Origin of the sequence: Micromonospora cathayae (genome assembly GCF_028993575.1) — a bacterium.
Lineage (GTDB): Bacteria > Actinomycetota > Actinomycetes > Mycobacteriales > Micromonosporaceae > Micromonospora > Micromonospora cathayae.
Genome location: NZ_CP118615.1, coordinates 5176525 through 5192371, shown reverse-complemented (window position 1 = coordinate 5192371; position 15847 = coordinate 5176525). Strand labels below are relative to the sequence as shown.

The following is a 15847-nucleotide window of genomic DNA, read 5'->3' as shown; positions in this document are numbered from 1 at the left end:
CATCATGAGCAGCAGCTACACGTTCCCGGTCCTGGCCGAACAGCCCGCCGCCGAACCCGGCGTCGTCCACACAGTCGCCAGCGGTGACCTGCGGCTGAGCGCCAACGTCACCTGCTGGCCGGTGCAGCAGCGGTTCGAGGCCGACGTCGAGCGGGCGGTCACCGCCCTGGGCCACCGGGTCCGCCGCGCCCACCCGTACGACGCCGACCAGGGGCACGGCTTCATCGCCAGCCAACGCCAGGGCATCGAGGTCTTCAAGACCATCCCGCCGGACGCCCCGCTGATCGTGGTCGAGGCGGTCTGGCAGTACAGCCACCACGTGCTCGCCGGGCTGCGTACCCACCGGGGCCCGATCCTGGTGGTCGCCAACTGGAGTGGCGAGTTCCCCGGACTGGTCGGCCTGCTCGGGTTGACCGCCAGCCTGACCAAGGCCGGCGTCGCGCACTCCATCCTGTGGAGTGAGAACTTCACCGACGACTGGGCGGTGGCCGGGCTGCGGACCTGGCTGGAGACCGGCATGCTGACCCACGACCAGAGCCACGTGCGGGACCTGCCGGCGCTGCCGGACACCACCGAGGTGGCGCTCGGCCGGGCGCTGGCCGCCCAGCTCCAGCGGGAGAAGGCCATCATCGGCGTCTTCGACGAGGGCTGCATGGGCATGTACAACGCCATCATCGACGACGAACTGCTCAACCCGCTCGGCATCTACAAGGAGCGGCTGTCGCAGAGCGCCCTGGTCGCCGAGATGAACCGGGTCCCGCAGCAGGAGGCGCAGGCCGTCCGGGACTGGCTGGACGCCGCCGGCATGACCTTCCACACCGGCACCGACGAGGCCACCGAACTCACCGACGCGCAACTGCTCAGCCAGTTCCGGATGTACGTCGCCGCGCTGCGCATCGCCGACGACTTCGGCCTCGACGCGGTCGGCATCCAGTACCAGCAGGGCCTCAAGGACGTCGTACCGGCCAGCGACCTGGCCGAGGGCCTGCTCAACAACGCCGAACGCCCGCCGGTGCGCAGCCGCGACGGCGCGCGGGAACTCTACGCCGGCGCGCCGCTGCCGCACTTCAACGAGGTGGACGAGGGCGTCGCGGTGGACTCCCTGGTCACCAACCGGATCTGGACGGCGATGGGCTTCGACCCGGCCACCACCCTGCACGACATCCGGTGGGGCGAGGAGTACGACGGCCGGTTCGTCTGGGTCATGGAGATCTCCGGCTCGGTGCCCGCCTCGCACCACGGCGGGTACGACAAGAGCTGGAGCATGCGCCAGCCTCCGATGTACTTCCCGCTCGGCGGCGGCACCCTCAGCGGCGTGTCCAAGCCGGGTGAGATCGTCTGGTCCCGGGTGTTCATCGCCGACGGCATCCTGCACGTCGACCTGGGTCGGGGCACCGCCGTGGAGCTGCCCGAGGAGGAGACCCGGCGGCGGCTGGACGCCACCACCCCGCAGTGGCCGATCATGCACGCGGTGCTGCACGGCGTGGACCGGGACCAGCTGATGGCCCGGCACAAGGCCAACCACCTCAACGTCGCGTACGCCCCGGACGCCGACGCCGCCGACCGGGCTCTCGCGGCCAAGGCGGCGATGTTCGCGTCCCTGGGCGTGCGGGTCCACCTCTGCGGGGACGTGCGGATCTGATGGGCCCGCTCCTGATCGGCATCGACCTGGGCACCGGCAGCAGCAAGGGGGTGCTCACCGACCCGGCCGGCACGGTGCTGGCCACCGCCGTGCGGCCCCGACCGAGGTCGATGTCGATGCCCCACCCCGGCTGGGCCGAGGTGGACGCCGAGGGCGTCTGGTGGGCCGACGTGGTGTCCATCGCCCGCGAACTGGTCGGACACGCCGCCGGCACGCCGGTCGCCGGGGTCTGCGTCAGCGGCGTCGGCCCCTGCCTGGTGCTCTGCGACGCCGACGACATCCCGGTCCGCCCGGCCATCCTCTACGGCATCGACATGCGGGCCACCGCCGAGATCGACGAGCTGACCGGACGGTACGGGGCCGAGCGGGTGCTGGACCGGGCCGCCACCCCGATCACCACCCAGGCGGTCGGCCCGAAGGCGCTCTGGGTACGCCGGCACGAGCCGCAGGTGTGGGAGCGGGCGACGCACTGGTACACCTCCAGCTCGTACGTGGTGCGGAAGCTGACCGGCGAGTACGTGCTGGACCACCACACCGCCAGCCAGTCGGTGCCGCTGTACGACATCGAGGCCCGCACCTGGCACCGGCCCTGGTACGCCGACCTCATGGGTGACCTGCCCGCGCCCCGGCTGGCCTGGTCGGCCGAGGTGGTGGGCACGGTCAGCGCGGCGGCGGCCGAGGCCACCGGCCTGCCGGTGGGCACCCCGGTCTGCGCCGGCACGGTGGACGCCTGGGCCGAGGCGGTCAGCGTCGGCGTCCGCCACCCCGGCGACCTGATGCTGATGTACGGCTCGACGATGTTCTTCGTGCAGGTGTTGCGTGACCTGGCCCGGCACCCGCAACTGTGGAACACCGCCGGGGTGGGGCCGGACGCGTACTGCCTGGCCGCCGGGATGGCCACCTCGGGCAGCCTGACCTCGTGGCTGCGGGAGCTGGTCGGCGACGTGCCCTTCGAGACCCTGGTGGCCGAGGCGGCCCGGGTGCCGGCCGGCGCGGACGGTCTGCTGCTGCTGCCGTACTTCGCCGGTGAGCGGACGCCGATCTTCGACCCGCACGCCCGGGGGGTGGTCGCCGGGCTGACCCTGCGGCACGGCCGCGGCCACCTGTTCCGCGCGGTGTACGAGGGCATCGCCTTCGGCGTCCGGCAGATCCTGGAACTGCTGGACACCGCCGAGAACCCGGTACGCCGGCTGGTCGCGGTGGGTGGCGGCACCCAGGGTGGACTGTGGACCCGGATCGTCAGCGACGTGACCGGCCGTACCCAGGAGGTGCCGGCGGTGACCATCGGGGCCAGCTACGGCGACGCGCTGCTGGCCGGGATCGGGGCCGGCCTGCTCGCCCCGGACACCGACTGGACGGTGCCCGGGGCGACGGTCGAGCCGGACCCGGCCGCCCGGGACACCTACGACCTGCTGTACCGGCAGTACGGTGCGCTCTACCGGGCCACCCGGGACCAGGTGCACACCCTGGCCCGGCTCCAGGGCGACACCGGGGCGGCCGGCGGGTAGGGCGGTGTCCCGGGCGGCCCGGGGGACCGTCAGGGGCTGGTGAGGACGACGAGGTGCCGGGTCGCCCTGGTCATCGCCACGTACCGGTCGACCGCGCCCTGCACGCCCGCCCCGAACGCCGCCGGGTCGACCAGGACGACCAGGTCGAACTCGAGTCCCTTCGCCAGTTCCGGGGTCAGCGACCGGACGCGAGACGTCGCCGTGAAGGTGGGATCGCCGATGACGCAGGCGGTCCCCTCGGCGTGCGCGGCGAGCCAGGTGTCGAGGATCGCGGGCAGGTCCGAGACGGGGCCGTGGGTGACGGGGACGCCGGCGTCACGGACCGAAACCGGGACGTTGGCGTCCGGGAGCACCGCCCGGATGACCGGCTCCGCCTCGGCCATCACCTCGGTCGGGGTCCGGTAGTTGACGGTCAGCGAGGCCACCTCGATCCGGTCGAGTCCGACCCGCCTCAGCCGTTCCGGCCACGACTCGGTGAACCCGTGCCGGGCCTGGGCCCGGTCGCCGACGACGGTGAAGCTGCCCGACGGGCACCGCAGCCGCAGCATCTGCCACTCGGCGTCGGTCAGTTCCTGGGCCTCGTCCACCACGATGTGCGCGAACGGCCCGGCGAGCCGGTCCGGTTCGGTGTCGGCGGGGACCCGCCCGTCGACCAGGGCGTCCCGCATGTCCTGGCCGCGCAGCATGACCAGCACGCCTTCGCCGTCGTCGAAGGCGGTGGAGGCGAGCAGGTCGTCGACGACCGTGGTCATCCGCTCGCGTTCGGCGGCGGTCACCGCGTCGTGCCGGCGCTGCCGCCGGGAGGTCTCCGGGTCGCCGACCCGCTGCCGGGCCGCGTCCAGCAGCGGCAGGTCGGACACCGTCCAGGCCCGCGGGTCGCGGCGCTGCAACGCCCGGACCTCGTCCGGGGCGAGCCAGGGCGCGCACCTGCGCAGGTACGCGGGCACCGTCCACAGGTCCCCGACGAGGTCGGCCGGGTCGAGCAGCGGCCAGGCCCGGTCGACGGCGACGCGCAGCTCCCGGTTGCGCAGCAGCGAGCGGCGGACCAGGTCGTCCGGTTCGTCACCGGGGTACCTGTCGACCAGGATGGTGAGCAGCTCGTCCCGGATCCGGTCGCGCGCCTCGTTGTGCGGGGTGCCGGGGTCCGGCGCGTCGAACGCCTCGGCCCAGTCGTCCGCGCCCAGCCGGACGTCGCCCCCGTCGGTCGACACCGTCATGGTCCCGGTCGGTGGTTCCTCGTAGAACCGGACCGCCGCCTCGACCGCCGTCACCAGCCGCGCGGACGACTTCAGCCGGGCCACCTCCGGGTCGGTCTCCACTCCTGCGGTGGCCCCCTCGGGGACGAGGTCGCGCAGGGTGCACATCTGCACGTCGTCCTCGCCGAGGCTGGGCAGGACGTCGGCGACGTAGGCCAGGTACGGCTGGTGCGGGCCGACGACCAGCACCCCGCCCCGGCGTCGACCGAGGCGGGGGTCGGCGTAGCGCAGGTACGCGGTGCGGTGCAGCGCGACGACCGTCTTTCCGGTGCCCGGGCCGCCGTCCACGACGAGCGCGCCGGAGGATCCGGCGCGGATGATGGCGTCCTGGTCGGCCTGGATGGTGCCGAGCACGTCCCGCATCCGCGCCGACCGGTGGCCGCCCAGGCTGGCGATGAAGGCGGACTGGTCGTCGAGGGCGGCGTGTCCGTCGAGGGCGTCCGGGGTGAACACCTCGTCCCAGTAGTCGCTGATCCGGCCGCCGGTCCAGCGGTACCTGCGGCGGCTGGCGAGCCCCATCGGGTTGGCGTGGGTGGCACCGAAGAACGGCTCGGCGGCGGGGGAGCGCCAGTCGACCAGCAGCCGTCGGCCGGTACCGTCGGTGAGGCCGGCGCGTCCGACGTACACCGGCTCGGGGTCGTCGGCGGTGACCATGCGGCCGAGGCACAGGTCCCATCCGAACCGCCGCAGTTGCCGCAGCCGGGCGGTCAGCCGGTGGACCTCCTGGTCCCGGTCCAGGGCCCGTCGGCCGGCGCCGCCGGGTGCCCGGCGCGCGGCATCGAGGCGGTCGGTCAGGTCGGCGGCCGACCGGTCGAGGGTCGCCGCGATGGCCGCGAGGTGCCGCTCGTCGCCGGCGATCAGTCGCGGGTCGGCCTTGGCGGACAGCTGCGGGGCAAGGTCGAACGCACGGGTGGTCAGCGGATCCACGACATCAACTCCGGGTCTGGGCAGGGCGGACGTCGCCGCGCCGGACGCGGACCCGGAGCCCGTGTCGGCCCAGGTCACCCCGTTCGTGCGGGCTTCGGCCGACGATTCTGCGGCACGATCGGGGTCTTGCCGCAAGCCCCCCGGTGTGCTATACGGTAAGAGTGGCGGGGAGTTGGCCTCTCCGCTTTTCCTCGCGGATCCCGCTGAGTGGTCCGGTTCCCTCGCGGATCCCGCGGAGTGTGCCGCCGTTCCCCTCACTCGAAGCGGGTCGGGTCCCCGGCCCCACGGCGGACGATCTCGGCCTCGCCCTGCGAGAAGTCGATGACGGTGGTCGGCTCGGTGCCGCACTCGCCGGAGTCGACGACCGCGTCGATGGCGTGGTCCAGGGTCTCCTTGATCTCCCAGCCCTGGGTCATCGGCTCCTCCTCGCCGGGCAGCAGCAGCGTGCTGGAGACCAGCGGCTCGCCCAGCTCGGTGAGGATCGCCTGCGCGACGGTGTGCGCGGGAATGCGTACCCCGACGGTCTTGCGTTTCGGGTGCAGCAGCCGGCGCGGCACCTCCTTCGTCGCGGGCAGGATGAACGTGTAGCTGCCCGGGGTGGCTGCCTTGATCGAGCGGAACAGCGCGTTGTTGATCTGCACGAACTGGCCGAGCTGCGCGAAGTCCCGGCAGACCAGGGTGAAGTGGTGGTCGTCGCCGAGGTGCCGGATCTGGCGGATCCGGTCGATGCCGTCCTTGTTGCCGAGCTGGCAGCCGAGGGCGAAGCACGAGTCGGTCGGGTAGGCGACCAATCCGCCGTCCCGGACGATCGCGACCACCTGCCCGATGCTGCGCGGTTGCGGGTTGTCCGGGTGCACGTCGAAGTACTTCGCCATTCCCGGGAGCATAGAACCGCACGTCGGAACGCTGCCAGCCAGCCTCGGCCCGGCCGCCGACATCCGGCGAATCCGCCCCGGGCGCGCGTATTGTCACCCGGGTTCGCATGATCCGCAATTCGGCACGATTCTTTGACATCGTCCCTTTCACCGGCCAGACTCGCAAAAATCGTTCGGGTGCCGGGAAATCGGGGAGGGACCATGTCCAGGAGCAGATCAGGCGTGGTCGCCGCCGCGCTGGCCGTCGCCCTTGCCGTCTCGGCCGGCTGCACCGCCGGGGAGAGCGTCGACGTCGACGGGGCCGGCCCGGGCGGGTCCGGGGCCGGGGGAGTGCTCCAGGCCGCCATCAGCGGCGAACCGGACCAGCTCGACCCGCACAAGACCTCGGCGTACCACAGCTTCCAGGTGCTGGAGAACGTCTACGACACCCTGGTCGAGCCGGACGAGAACCTCGAGATGCGACCGTCGCTGGCGACGAAGTGGACGACCAGCGACGACCAGCTCACCTGGACCTTCACCCTCCGCGACGGGGTGCGCTTCGCCGACGGCGCACCGCTGACCGCCGAGGACGTGGTCTACTCCTACCAGCGGATCATCACCGGGAAGCTGAACGCGGCGTACCGGTTCGCCACCGTGAAGTCGGTGACCGCGCCCGACCCGGCCACCGTGGTCGTCGCGCTGACCGCACCCACCCCCAACCTGCTCGCCAACCTCGGCGGCTTCAAGGGCGTGGCGATCGTGCAGCGGGGCAACGTCGAGTCCGGCGCGATCACCACCAAGCCGGTCGGCAGCGGGCCGTTCGCGGTGGCCGCCTACACCTCCGGCGACAGCATCACGCTGGTCCGCAACGAGAACTGGTGGGGCGGCACACCGAAGCTGGACGGGGTGACGTTCACCTTCGTCAAGGACCCGACGGTGGCCCTGCAGAACCTGCGCGGCGGCCAGGTGCACTGGACCGACAACCTGCCACCCCAGCAGGTGCCCGCGCTGCGCGACGGCGACGAGCTGACGGTGGAGTCCGCGCCGTCCAGCGACTACTGGTACGTCGCCCTCAACCAGGCCCGGAAGCCGTACGACGAGGTGGCCGTGCGCCGGGCGATCGGGTTCGCGCTGGACCGGGAGGCGATCACCAAGGCGGCCAAGTTCGGGCTGGCCACGGTCAACCAGACCGCCATCCCGAAGGCCAGCGCCTTCCACTACGACTACGCGCCCTACTCGCACGACCCGGAGCAGGCCCGGCGACTGCTCGGTGAAGCCGGCGTCCGGGGCCTGACCATGGACCTGATGGTCACCAGCGAGTACCCGGAGACCGTCACCGCCGCGCAGGTCATCGCCGCGCAGCTCAAGGACGTGGGCGTCACCGTGAAGATCCGTACCCTGGACTTCGCCCAGTGGCTCGACGAGCAGGCCAAGGGGAACTTCGACGCGTTCCTGCTGGGCTGGCTCGGCAACATCGACCCGGACGAGTTCTACTACGCCCAGCACCACAGCGCCGGCACCTTCAACTTCCACAAGTACCGCAACCCGACCGTCGACCGGCTGCTCGACCAGGCTCGCACCGAGACCGACCAGGGCACCCGCAAGCAGCGGTACGACCAGGCGGCCAAGCAGATCGTGGACGACGCCAGCTACCTGTACCTCTACAACCCGGACGTGGTGCAGGGCTGGACGGGGAAGGTCTCCGGCTACCGGGTCCGCGCCGACCGGGCCATCCGGTTCCGCGACGTCTCCCTCGCCCGCTGAGCGGGGTCGGCTGATGGCCCGCTTCGTGGTCCGGCGGCTGCTCCAGTCGGGCATCGTGCTGCTCGGCGTCACCCTGGTGGTGTTCCTGCTGCTGCAACTCGTCCCGGGTGATCCGGTCCGGGTGGCGCTGGGCACCCGGTTCGACCCGCAGACGTACGAGGCGCTGCGCGCCCGCGCCGGCCTCGACCAGCCGCTGCTCCAGCAGTACCTCAGCTACGTCGGGCGGGCCCTCACCGGTGACCTGGGGGTCAGCTTCCGCAGTGGACAACCGGTGACCACGATCGTCCTCGACCGACTGCCGGCCACCCTGTCGCTGGCCGGTACGGCGATCCTGCTCGCGGTGCTGCTGGCCGTACCGCTGGGGGTGCTGGCGGCGGTGCGCAGCGGCACCGCCGTCGACCACGCGGTACGGGTGTTCAGCCAGTTCGGGGTGTCGGTGCCGGACTTCTGGATGGGCATCATGGGCATCCTGCTCTTCGCCGGGGTGCTCGGCTGGCTTCCGCCGTCGGGTTACGTCGGCCTGACCGAGGACCCGGCCCGCTGGGCGTCGCACGTGCTGCTGCCGGCCGCCACGGTGGGCCTGGTGTCCGCCTCGATCCTGACCCGGTTCATCCGGTCGGCGGTGCTGGAGGCGCTCGCCGAGGACTACGTCCGTACCGCCGAGGCGAAGGGGCTGCGGCCCCGGGTGGTGGTGCTGCGGCACGTGCTGCGCAACGCGCTGATCCCGGTGGTGACCGTGGTCGCGGTGCAGGTGGCGAGCCTGCTCGGTGGGGTGATCGTGATCGAGGTGCTGTTCGCCTGGCCGGGGGTCGGCCGGCTCACCTACGACGCCGTCCAGGCCCGGGACTATCCGGTGCTGCAGGGCGCGATCCTGCTGGTGGCGGCCCTGTTCCTGCTGGTCAACCTGCTGGTCGACCTGCTCTACGCCCGGCTCGACCCGAGGATCACGGCCCGATGAGCGGCAAACTGAGCGGCGACCGGGCCGACGGGGCCGTCCGCCGGGCGCTGTCCGCGCTGCGTCACGACCCGCCGGCGGTGGCCGGCATGCTGGTCCTGTTGCTGCTCGCCGTGGTCGGGGTGGCCGGGCCGTGGCTCGCCCCGGCCGGGATCAACGACGTGGACGTGGACCGGATGCTCCAGGCCCCGAGCTGGGCGCATCCGTTCGGCACCGACGAACTCGGCCGGGACGTGCTCAGCCGGGTGCTGATGGCCGCCCGGGTCTCGCTCCAGGTCGGCCTGGTCAGCGTCGGCATCGCGCTGGTCGCCGGGGTCACGCTGGGGCTGCTCGCCGGCTGGTACCGGGGTTGGCTGGACAGCCTGCTGATGCGGGTGGTGGACGTGCTGTTCGCGTTCCCGGTGCTGCTGCTCGCGGTGGCCATCGTGGCGGTGCTCGGGCCGGGTCTGCGCACCGCGATGATCGCCGTCGGGGTGGTCTACACCCCGATCTTCGCCCGGGTCACCCGGGCCAGTGTGCTCGCCGTCCGGGAGCAGGTCTTCGTCCGGGCGGCCGTGGCGATCGGCACCCCGGACCGGCGGATCCTGTGGCGGCACGTGCTGCCCAACGTGGCGGCGCCGCTGATCGTGCAGACCTCGCTGTCGCTGGCGTTCGCGATCCTGGCCGAGGCGGCGCTGTCCTTCCTCGGGCTCGGCGTCCAGCCACCCGCGCCCGCCTGGGGCCGGATGCTGTTCGACGGGCGCGGATTCGTCACCGAGGCGTGGTGGCTCGGCTTCTTCCCGGGCGCGGCCATCTTCCTCACCGTGCTCGCCTTCAACCTGGTCGGGGACGCGCTGCGGGACGTGCTGGACCCCCGGCAACTCACCCTGGGCGAGGCGAGGAGGAACCCGGCATGAGCGGACGGGACGGCACGCCGGTGCTGGCCGTCGAGGACCTCGCGGTGACCATCGGTACCCGTCGGGGCGTGGCCCGCCCGGTCGCCGGGGTCGACTGGTCGGTGGGGGCGGGCGAGACCCTGGCGCTGGTCGGTGAGTCCGGCAGCGGCAAGAGCATGAGCGTGCTCGCCGCCACCGGCCTGGCCCCACGGGTCGCCCGGGTCACCGGCCGGGTCCGGCTGCTCGGCGACGAGTTCACCGCGCTGCCCGCGCGCCGCCGCCGGCAACTGCGGGGCCGGCACGTCGGGTTCGTCTTCCAGGACCCGATGACCTCGCTGAACCCGGTGCTGCCGGTGGGCCGGCAGGTCACCGAGGCGTGCGAGGAACACCTGGGCATGACCCGTCGGGCGGCCCGGTCCCGGGCGGTCGAACTGCTCGACACCGTCGGCATCCCGTCGCCGGGGCAGCGGGTCGACGCGTACCCGCACCAGTTCTCCGGCGGGATGCGGCAGCGGGTGGTGATCGCCATGGCACTGGCCTGCGAGCCGGACCTGCTGATCGCCGACGAGCCGACCACCGCGCTGGACGTGACCACCCAGGCGCAGATCCTGGACCTGGTCGCCGGGCTGCGGGAGCGGCTCGGTACGGCGGTCGTCTGGATCACCCACGACCTCGGGGTGGTCGCCGGTCTCGCCGACACGGTGGCGGTGATGTACGGCGGGCGGATCGTCGAGCACGGGCCGGTCGACGCGGTCTTCGGTGGGCCGGCGCACCCGTACACCCGGGCCCTGCTCGCCGCCCGCCCGGACCCGGCGCACCGGTCCGCCGACCTGGTGGCGATCCCGGGTGCCCCGCCCAGCCCGGTGGACCTGCCGGCCGGCTGCGCGTTCTGGGCGCGCTGTCCGGTACGCGGCGACGCCCGCTGCGAACGGGAACTGCCACCGCTGGTGCCGGTGTCCGGCGGACCCGACCCGGGGCACCACGGACCTGACGCGGTGCCCGACGGATCCGGGCCGGGACACCGGGTCCGCACCTTCTACCCGGAGCCGACGGATCGGGGGCGGGGATGAGTGACGTCGTCGCCGAACTCGACGACCTGGCGGTGTGGTTCCCGTCGCCGGCCGGGCCGGTCCGGGCCGTCGACGGGGTGTCGCTGCGCATCCGACGCGGCGAGACCCTCGGTCTGGTCGGCGAGTCGGGCAGCGGCAAGTCCACCACCGGCCTGGCCCTGCTCCGGCTGGTCCGGCCCACCGCCGGGCACGTGCGGGTGGCCGGGACGGACGTGACCGGCGGCTCCCGTCGGGTGCTGCGCGGGCTGCGCCGCCGGGTGGCGATGGTGTTCCAGGACCCGCAGGCGTCGCTGGACCCGAGGTTGACCGTCGGGGCGAGCGTGGCCGAACCGCTGGTCGTGCACCGGCTCGCCGCCCGGGGCGAGGCGCGGCGTCGCCGGGTCGCGGAACTGTTCGAGCTGGTCGGGTTGCGCCCCGAGCTGGCCGACCGGCACCCGCACGAACTCTCCGGCGGGCAACGCCAGCGGGTGGGTATCGCCCGGGCGCTGGCCGGGGAGCCCGAACTGATCGTGCTGGACGAACCGATCGCCTCGCTGGACCTGAGCGTGCAGGCGCAGATCATGAATCTGTTGCGTCGCCTCCAGCGGGAACTGGGCCTGACCTACCTGTTCATCTCGCACGACCTGGCCGCGGTCGAGCACCTCAGTGACCGGGTGGCCGTGATGTACCTGGGACGGATCGTGGAGACCGGCCCGCCGCAGCGGCTGTACCGGGAGCCGGCCCACCCGTACACGGCGGCGCTGCTGTCGGCGGTGCCGGTGGCGGACCCCGCGGTCGAGCGGCACCGGCGGCGGATCATCCTGCGCGGGGAGGTGCCCAGCCCGGTCGCGCCGCCGACCGGCTGCCGGTTCCGGACCCGGTGCCCCAGCGCCCGGCCGGCCTGCGCGGAGACCGACCCGCCGCTGGTCGGGGTGGCGACCGGCCAGGAGGCGGCCTGCCTCTTCGCCGGGGACGCGGTACGCGAGCTGCGCGCCCCCGGCTGACCGGGCGTGGTCCCGTCGGCCCCGGGACCGGGCCGACGGGACGTGCCGGCCGGGTCAGACCCGGGTGACCCGGATCGCGTCGGCGATGACCAGCCCGCTGGCGGAGGTCCACCGGCTGACCCCGACCCGGTTGGCGTCGCCGGCGGGCAGGGCGAACGTGCCGAGGCTGCGCCACTGCCCGCCGCCGGTGCGCTGGTCGACGTAGACCGTCCGGTTGCCGGTGGTGGTGGCGATGACGTACGGCGTGGCGCTGTTGTAGCCGGAGACCGCCGGCCACCAGGCGTCGACCCGGTAGTTCGCGGTGGCCGGGATGTTGACCTTGTACCAGGCGGTGTCGCTGGCCAGCACCGGGTTGGCGTACCGGTAGTCGGCGCCGTACCGCTGGCTGGAGTAGGTGGACACGCCCCAGTTGGCGCTGGCGGTGAACCGGCCGGCGGTGGTGTTGTCCACGATGGTGCTCCACGCGTTGCCGCCGCTCATCTTGGCCGCGACGTCGGAGCGCATCACGTTCAGGTCGATGAACGACGGGTCGATCTTGCCGGAGGTACTGGTCTCCCGGTGGCCCCGGGCGTAGCTGGCGTCCTTGCCGAGCCGGGTGAGCACGGCGGCGGTGGCGGCGATCGACGCGTTGTACTGCGCCGCCGTCATCTCCTGGCTCACGCCGTTGTAGTCGATCTCCCACCCGATCATCAGGGTGTTGCCGTCCCCGGCGGGGATCGGCCCGCTGCCGCCGCTGGTTCCGGCGTGGTTGCACCGGCCGGCGGAGATGATGTGGAAGACGCCGTGGTAGTCGACCAGCGCCTGGCAGAGCGGGCCGGGCAGGTCGGACCGGCCGTTGATGCAGACGTTCAACGCCGGGTGCGGGTTGGTGGCGCTGGAGGTGGCGGCGGTGTGGTGCCAGAGCACGCCGATCGGGTTGAAGTCACCCGGCCGCATCCGGGTCAGCCAGCTGCCCTCCTCCTTCACCTGCACGCCCGCCGACCGCAGCACGTCGGCGAGCCAGGGGATGGTGGCCATCAGGACTCCTCGATCAGGTCGGCCAGGCACTCCACGCGCTTGGCGGCCCGGGCCGGGGTGGGGGTGACGGCGACGGTGAACGCGGCGGCCACGAGGGCCGGGATGCCGAGCAGACCTCGGCGCCGCAGACGGATGGATCGTGAGGTGGCCACGGCGCTCCTTGGGGGCGTGGGAAAGGGGTACGCCAGGTCGATGACCAGGTTGATCGGCACGCTATATCCTGATGCCTGTCTATGTCGATAGTCTTCGGTCAACAATGTCGGACTGAAGTTTCCCGACAGCCGCGCCCGGTGCCACCCGAGGTGCCGACCGCCGTTTTCGCCCGACCGGGCAACCGGCCCGACGATCCTGGCCCATGCTGGGGGACGGCGGGAGGTGGGACCGGTGCACGACCACGGCAGGCACCCGGACGACGCCGGGGGACACCAGCGGCACGACAAGCACGCCGGCCACGACCCGGCGATGTTCCGGCGTCGGTTCTGGGTGTGCCTGGTGCTCACCGTGCCGATCGTGGCCACCAGCCACCTGGTGACCACCTGGCTCGGCTACCCCGTACGGTTCCCCGGCGTGACCTGGGTGGGCCCGGTGCTGGGCACCGTGGTGTTCTGGTACGGCGGCTGGCCCTTCCTGGTGGGCGCGGCCCGCGAGCTGCGCGACCGGGCACCCGGGATGATGCTGCTGGTCGCAATGGCGATCACCGTCGCGTACCTCGCCTCGGCGGCGACCACCGTCGGGTTCTTCGGGCTGGACTTCTGGTGGGAGCTGGCCGCGCTGGTGACCATCATGCTGCTCGGCCACTGGCAGGAGATGAAGGCGATCGGTCAGGCCCGGGGCGCGCTGGCCGCGCTCGCCGCGTTGCTGCCCGACGACGCCGAGCGGATCGCCCCGGACGGCACGGTCACCCGGGTGCCGGTCGCCGAGCTGCGCGTCGGGGACCGGGTCCTGGTCCGGCCCGGTGGGCGGGTGCCCGCCGACGGGCACGTGGTCGACGGCGGGGCCGAACTCGACGAGTCGATGATCACCGGCGAGTCGCGCCCGGTCCACCGGGGGGTGGGGGAGCGGGTGGTGGCCGGCACCGTCGCCACCGACTCGGCCATCCGGGTCCTGGTCGACGCGGTGGGGGAGGAGACCGCGCTCGCCGGCATCCAGCGCCTGGTCGCCCAGGCGCAGGCGGCCGGCGGCCGGGCGCAGGTGCTGGCCGACCGGTTCGCCGCCGCGCTGTTCTACGTCGCCACCGGCACCGCCGTGCTGACCCTGGCCGTCTGGTCCGTGCTGGGCGCGGTCGACGAGGCCGTGGTCCGGGCCGTCACCGTGCTGGTGATCTCCTGCCCGCACGCCCTCGGCCTGGCGATCCCGCTGGTCGTCGCGCTGTCGACGAGCGTGGCGGCCAAGGCCGGCATCCTGGTCAAGGACCGGCTGGCGCTGGAACGGATGCGGACGGTCGACACCGTCCTGATCGACAAGACCGGGACGCTGACCCGGGGGGCGCACGTGGTCACCGGGGTGGTCGGCCGGGCGGGAACCAGCGACGACGACGTGCTGCGGCTAGCCGCCGCGGTGGAGGCCGACAGCGAGCACCCGCTCGCCCGCGCGGTCGTCGCCGCCGCCGAACGGCTCGGGCCGGCCCGGGGCACCGACTTCCGCGCACTGCCCGGCCGCGGCGTCCGGGCCACCGTCGACGGCACCCCGTACGCGGTGGGTGGTCCGGCGCTGCTGCGCGAGCTGGCCGTGCCGGTGCCGGACGACCTGCGGCAGGCCACCGGCGACTGGTCGGCACGCGGCGCCGCCGTGCTCCACCTGGTCCGGCTGGACGGCGCGGCGGAGCTGCTGGGTGCCCTGGCCCTCGCCGACCAGGTACGCCCCGAGGCCCGGCAGGCCGTCGCCGAACTGCGCCAGCTCGGCATCCGGAAGATCGCGATGATCACCGGTGACGCCCGTCCGGTGGCCGAGACGGTCGCCGCCGACCTCGACTTCCGGCCCGGCGTGGACGAGGTCTTCGCCGAGGTGCTGCCGGCAGACAAGGACGAGATCGTGGCCGGCCTCCAGGCCCGTGGGCACACCGTGGCGATGGTGGGGGACGGGGTCAACGACGCTCCCGCCCTGGCCCGGGCCGACGTCGGGCTCGCCATCGGCGCGGGTACCGACGTGGCGATCGAGTCGGCCGGGGTGGTGCTCGCCTCGTCCGATCCCCGGGGCGTGCCGGCGGCGGCCCGGCTGTCCCGGGCCACCTACCGGAAGATGATCCAGAACCTGGCCTGGGCGGCCGGGTACAACGTGGTCGCCATCCCGGTGGCCGCCGGGGCCCTGGCCTGGGCCGGGTTCGCGTTGAGCCCGGCCGCCGCGGCGCTGCTGATGTCCGCGTCGACGATCGTGGTCGCGCTCAACGCGCAGACCCTGCGCCGGGTACGGCTGGTCCCCGGCGACGACCGGGGGTGAGGACCGCCGGCCGTACGCCGGGCCGCCGGCGGCGTCGGCGCGTTGCCGCTGGGCGGATCCCCACTGGTCGCGGGTGACGCCGTGCGCCGCCGGACCAGCCCGCCGGACGGCGGCGCGGGTGCGCGCCGATGACGGGTCGCACGCGAACGTGTGACGGTTACGTGACGAACCGGCAGGAGGCCGTGACCTCGCGTTTCGTTGGTCGCCCGGACCGGGCATGAGCCCTGACGACGGAGACCGGGCATGAGCCCGACGACGACGAACTCGAAGGGACTCCCGTGGAAGTAACCGGCTTCTTCACCGCCATCATCATCGGTCTGATCATCGGTGCGCTCGGCCGGCTGGTCGTACCGGGCAAGCAGAACCTCCCGATCTGGCTCACCCTGCTCATCGGTGTGGTGGCCGCGGTCCTCGGCACCCTGGTCGCCGGGGCGCTCGGCGTCGACGACACCCCCGGTATCGACTGGATCGAACTGGGCATCCAGATCGTCTTCGCCGCGATCGGGGTCGCCCTCGTCGCCGGGACGTACGGCCGCCGACGGCACTGAACCCGCCCGCCG

The 15847-nt window shown here is 73.2% G+C and carries 13 protein-coding genes; 9 read left to right on the top strand and 4 right to left on the bottom strand.

Going from position 1 to position 15847, the window contains the following annotated elements; translation table 11 throughout:
• Positions 1 to 4 precede the first annotated feature (4 nt).
• Together PVK37_RS23265 and PVK37_RS23260 are read left to right on the top strand one after the other, a co-directional pair.
• Entirely contained in the window at positions 5 to 1642 is a 1638-nt protein-coding gene (locus PVK37_RS23265) for a fucose isomerase (RefSeq protein WP_275029838.1), read from the top strand.
• Positions 1642 to 3150 carry an FGGY-family carbohydrate kinase gene (locus PVK37_RS23260; protein WP_275029836.1) on the top strand — a complete coding sequence of 503 codons (1509 nt, stop codon included), beginning with the start codon at positions 1642 to 1644 and terminating at the stop codon, positions 3148 to 3150. The genes PVK37_RS23265 and PVK37_RS23260 overlap by 1 nt, the downstream gene beginning before the upstream one ends.
• Before the next feature lie 29 nt (positions 3151 to 3179).
• On the opposite strand, the gene helR is transcribed toward PVK37_RS23260, so the two are convergent.
• Complete coding sequence (gene helR, locus PVK37_RS23255) at positions 3180 to 5324, bottom strand: RNA polymerase recycling motor ATPase HelR (protein ID WP_423791108.1); 2145 nt, start codon at positions 5322 to 5324, stop codon at positions 3180 to 3182.
• Positions 5325 to 5587: 263 nt separating this feature from the next.
• A complete protein-coding gene (locus tag PVK37_RS23250; protein WP_275029835.1) occupies positions 5588 to 6208 on the bottom strand; it encodes an L-threonylcarbamoyladenylate synthase in 621 nt (206 codons plus the stop codon).
• 201 nt (positions 6209 to 6409) lie between these two features.
• On the opposite strand from PVK37_RS23250, the gene PVK37_RS23245 reads away from it, so the two are divergent.
• Genes PVK37_RS23245 through PVK37_RS23225 form a run of 5 tightly spaced genes read left to right on the top strand, consistent with a single transcriptional unit; the run spans position 6410 to position 11834 of the window.
• Positions 6410 to 7951 (top strand): ABC transporter substrate-binding protein, encoded by a 1542-nt coding sequence (locus tag PVK37_RS23245; RefSeq protein WP_275029834.1) that lies wholly within the window; start codon positions 6410 to 6412, stop codon positions 7949 to 7951.
• Positions 7952 to 7964: 13 nt separating this feature from the next.
• Complete coding sequence (locus PVK37_RS23240; protein ID WP_275029832.1) at positions 7965 to 8909, top strand: ABC transporter permease; 945 nt, start codon at positions 7965 to 7967, stop codon at positions 8907 to 8909.
• A gap of 8 nt (positions 8910 to 8917) precedes the next feature.
• On the top strand, positions 8918 to 9802 hold the full coding sequence (locus PVK37_RS23235; protein WP_275035216.1) for an ABC transporter permease: 885 nt from the start codon (positions 8918 to 8920) through the stop codon (positions 9800 to 9802).
• A complete protein-coding gene (locus tag PVK37_RS23230) occupies positions 9799 to 10851 on the top strand; it encodes an ABC transporter ATP-binding protein (protein ID WP_275029830.1) in 1053 nt (350 codons plus the stop codon). Before PVK37_RS23235 ends, PVK37_RS23230 begins: the two co-directional genes overlap by 4 nt.
• Complete coding sequence (locus tag PVK37_RS23225) at positions 10848 to 11834, top strand: ABC transporter ATP-binding protein (protein WP_275029828.1); 987 nt, start codon at positions 10848 to 10850, stop codon at positions 11832 to 11834. The genes PVK37_RS23230 and PVK37_RS23225 overlap by 4 nt, the downstream gene beginning before the upstream one ends.
• 54 nt (positions 11835 to 11888) lie before the next feature.
• Here the strand turns inward: PVK37_RS23225 and PVK37_RS23220 are convergent, their stop codons facing one another.
• Complete coding sequence (locus PVK37_RS23220) at positions 11889 to 12851, bottom strand: golvesin C-terminal-like domain-containing protein (RefSeq protein ID WP_275029827.1); 963 nt, start codon at positions 12849 to 12851, stop codon at positions 11889 to 11891.
• Positions 12851 to 13003 (bottom strand): hypothetical protein, encoded by a 153-nt coding sequence (locus tag PVK37_RS23215; RefSeq protein ID WP_275029826.1) that lies wholly within the window; start codon positions 13001 to 13003, stop codon positions 12851 to 12853. The genes PVK37_RS23220 and PVK37_RS23215 overlap by 1 nt, the downstream gene beginning before the upstream one ends.
• Positions 13004 to 13235: 232 nt before the next feature.
• On the opposite strand from PVK37_RS23215, the gene PVK37_RS23210 reads away from it, so the two are divergent.
• A complete protein-coding gene (locus tag PVK37_RS23210; protein ID WP_275029824.1) occupies positions 13236 to 15287 on the top strand; it encodes a heavy metal translocating P-type ATPase in 2052 nt (683 codons plus the stop codon).
• Positions 15288 to 15565: 278 nt separating this feature from the next.
• Complete coding sequence (locus PVK37_RS23205; protein ID WP_275029823.1) at positions 15566 to 15835, top strand: GlsB/YeaQ/YmgE family stress response membrane protein; 270 nt, start codon at positions 15566 to 15568, stop codon at positions 15833 to 15835.
• The last annotated feature ends 12 nt before the right edge of the window (positions 15836 to 15847 follow it).

What these genes read in the sequence shown, in the direction of transcription:
- PVK37_RS23245 (WP_275029834.1), top strand. Translation starts at nt 6,410, where the DNA reads ATGTCCAGGAGCAGATCAGGCGTGGTCGCCGCCGCGCTGGCCGTCGCC.
- PVK37_RS23225 (WP_275029828.1), top strand. Translation starts at nt 10,848, where the DNA reads ATGAGTGACGTCGTCGCCGAACTCGACGACCTGGCGGTGTGGTTCCCG.
- PVK37_RS23240 (WP_275029832.1), top strand. Translation starts at nt 7,965, where the DNA reads ATGGCCCGCTTCGTGGTCCGGCGGCTGCTCCAGTCGGGCATCGTGCTG.
- PVK37_RS23250 (WP_275029835.1), bottom strand. Translation starts at nt 6,208, where the DNA reads ATGGCGAAGTACTTCGACGTGCACCCGGACAACCCGCAACCGCGCAGC.
- PVK37_RS23260 (WP_275029836.1), top strand. Translation starts at nt 1,642, where the DNA reads ATGGGCCCGCTCCTGATCGGCATCGACCTGGGCACCGGCAGCAGCAAG.
- PVK37_RS23230 (WP_275029830.1), top strand. Translation starts at nt 9,799, where the DNA reads ATGAGCGGACGGGACGGCACGCCGGTGCTGGCCGTCGAGGACCTCGCG.
- PVK37_RS23220 (WP_275029827.1), bottom strand. Translation starts at nt 12,851, where the DNA reads ATGGCCACCATCCCCTGGCTCGCCGACGTGCTGCGGTCGGCGGGCGTG.
- PVK37_RS23265 (WP_275029838.1), top strand. Translation starts at nt 5, where the DNA reads ATGAGCAGCAGCTACACGTTCCCGGTCCTGGCCGAACAGCCCGCCGCC.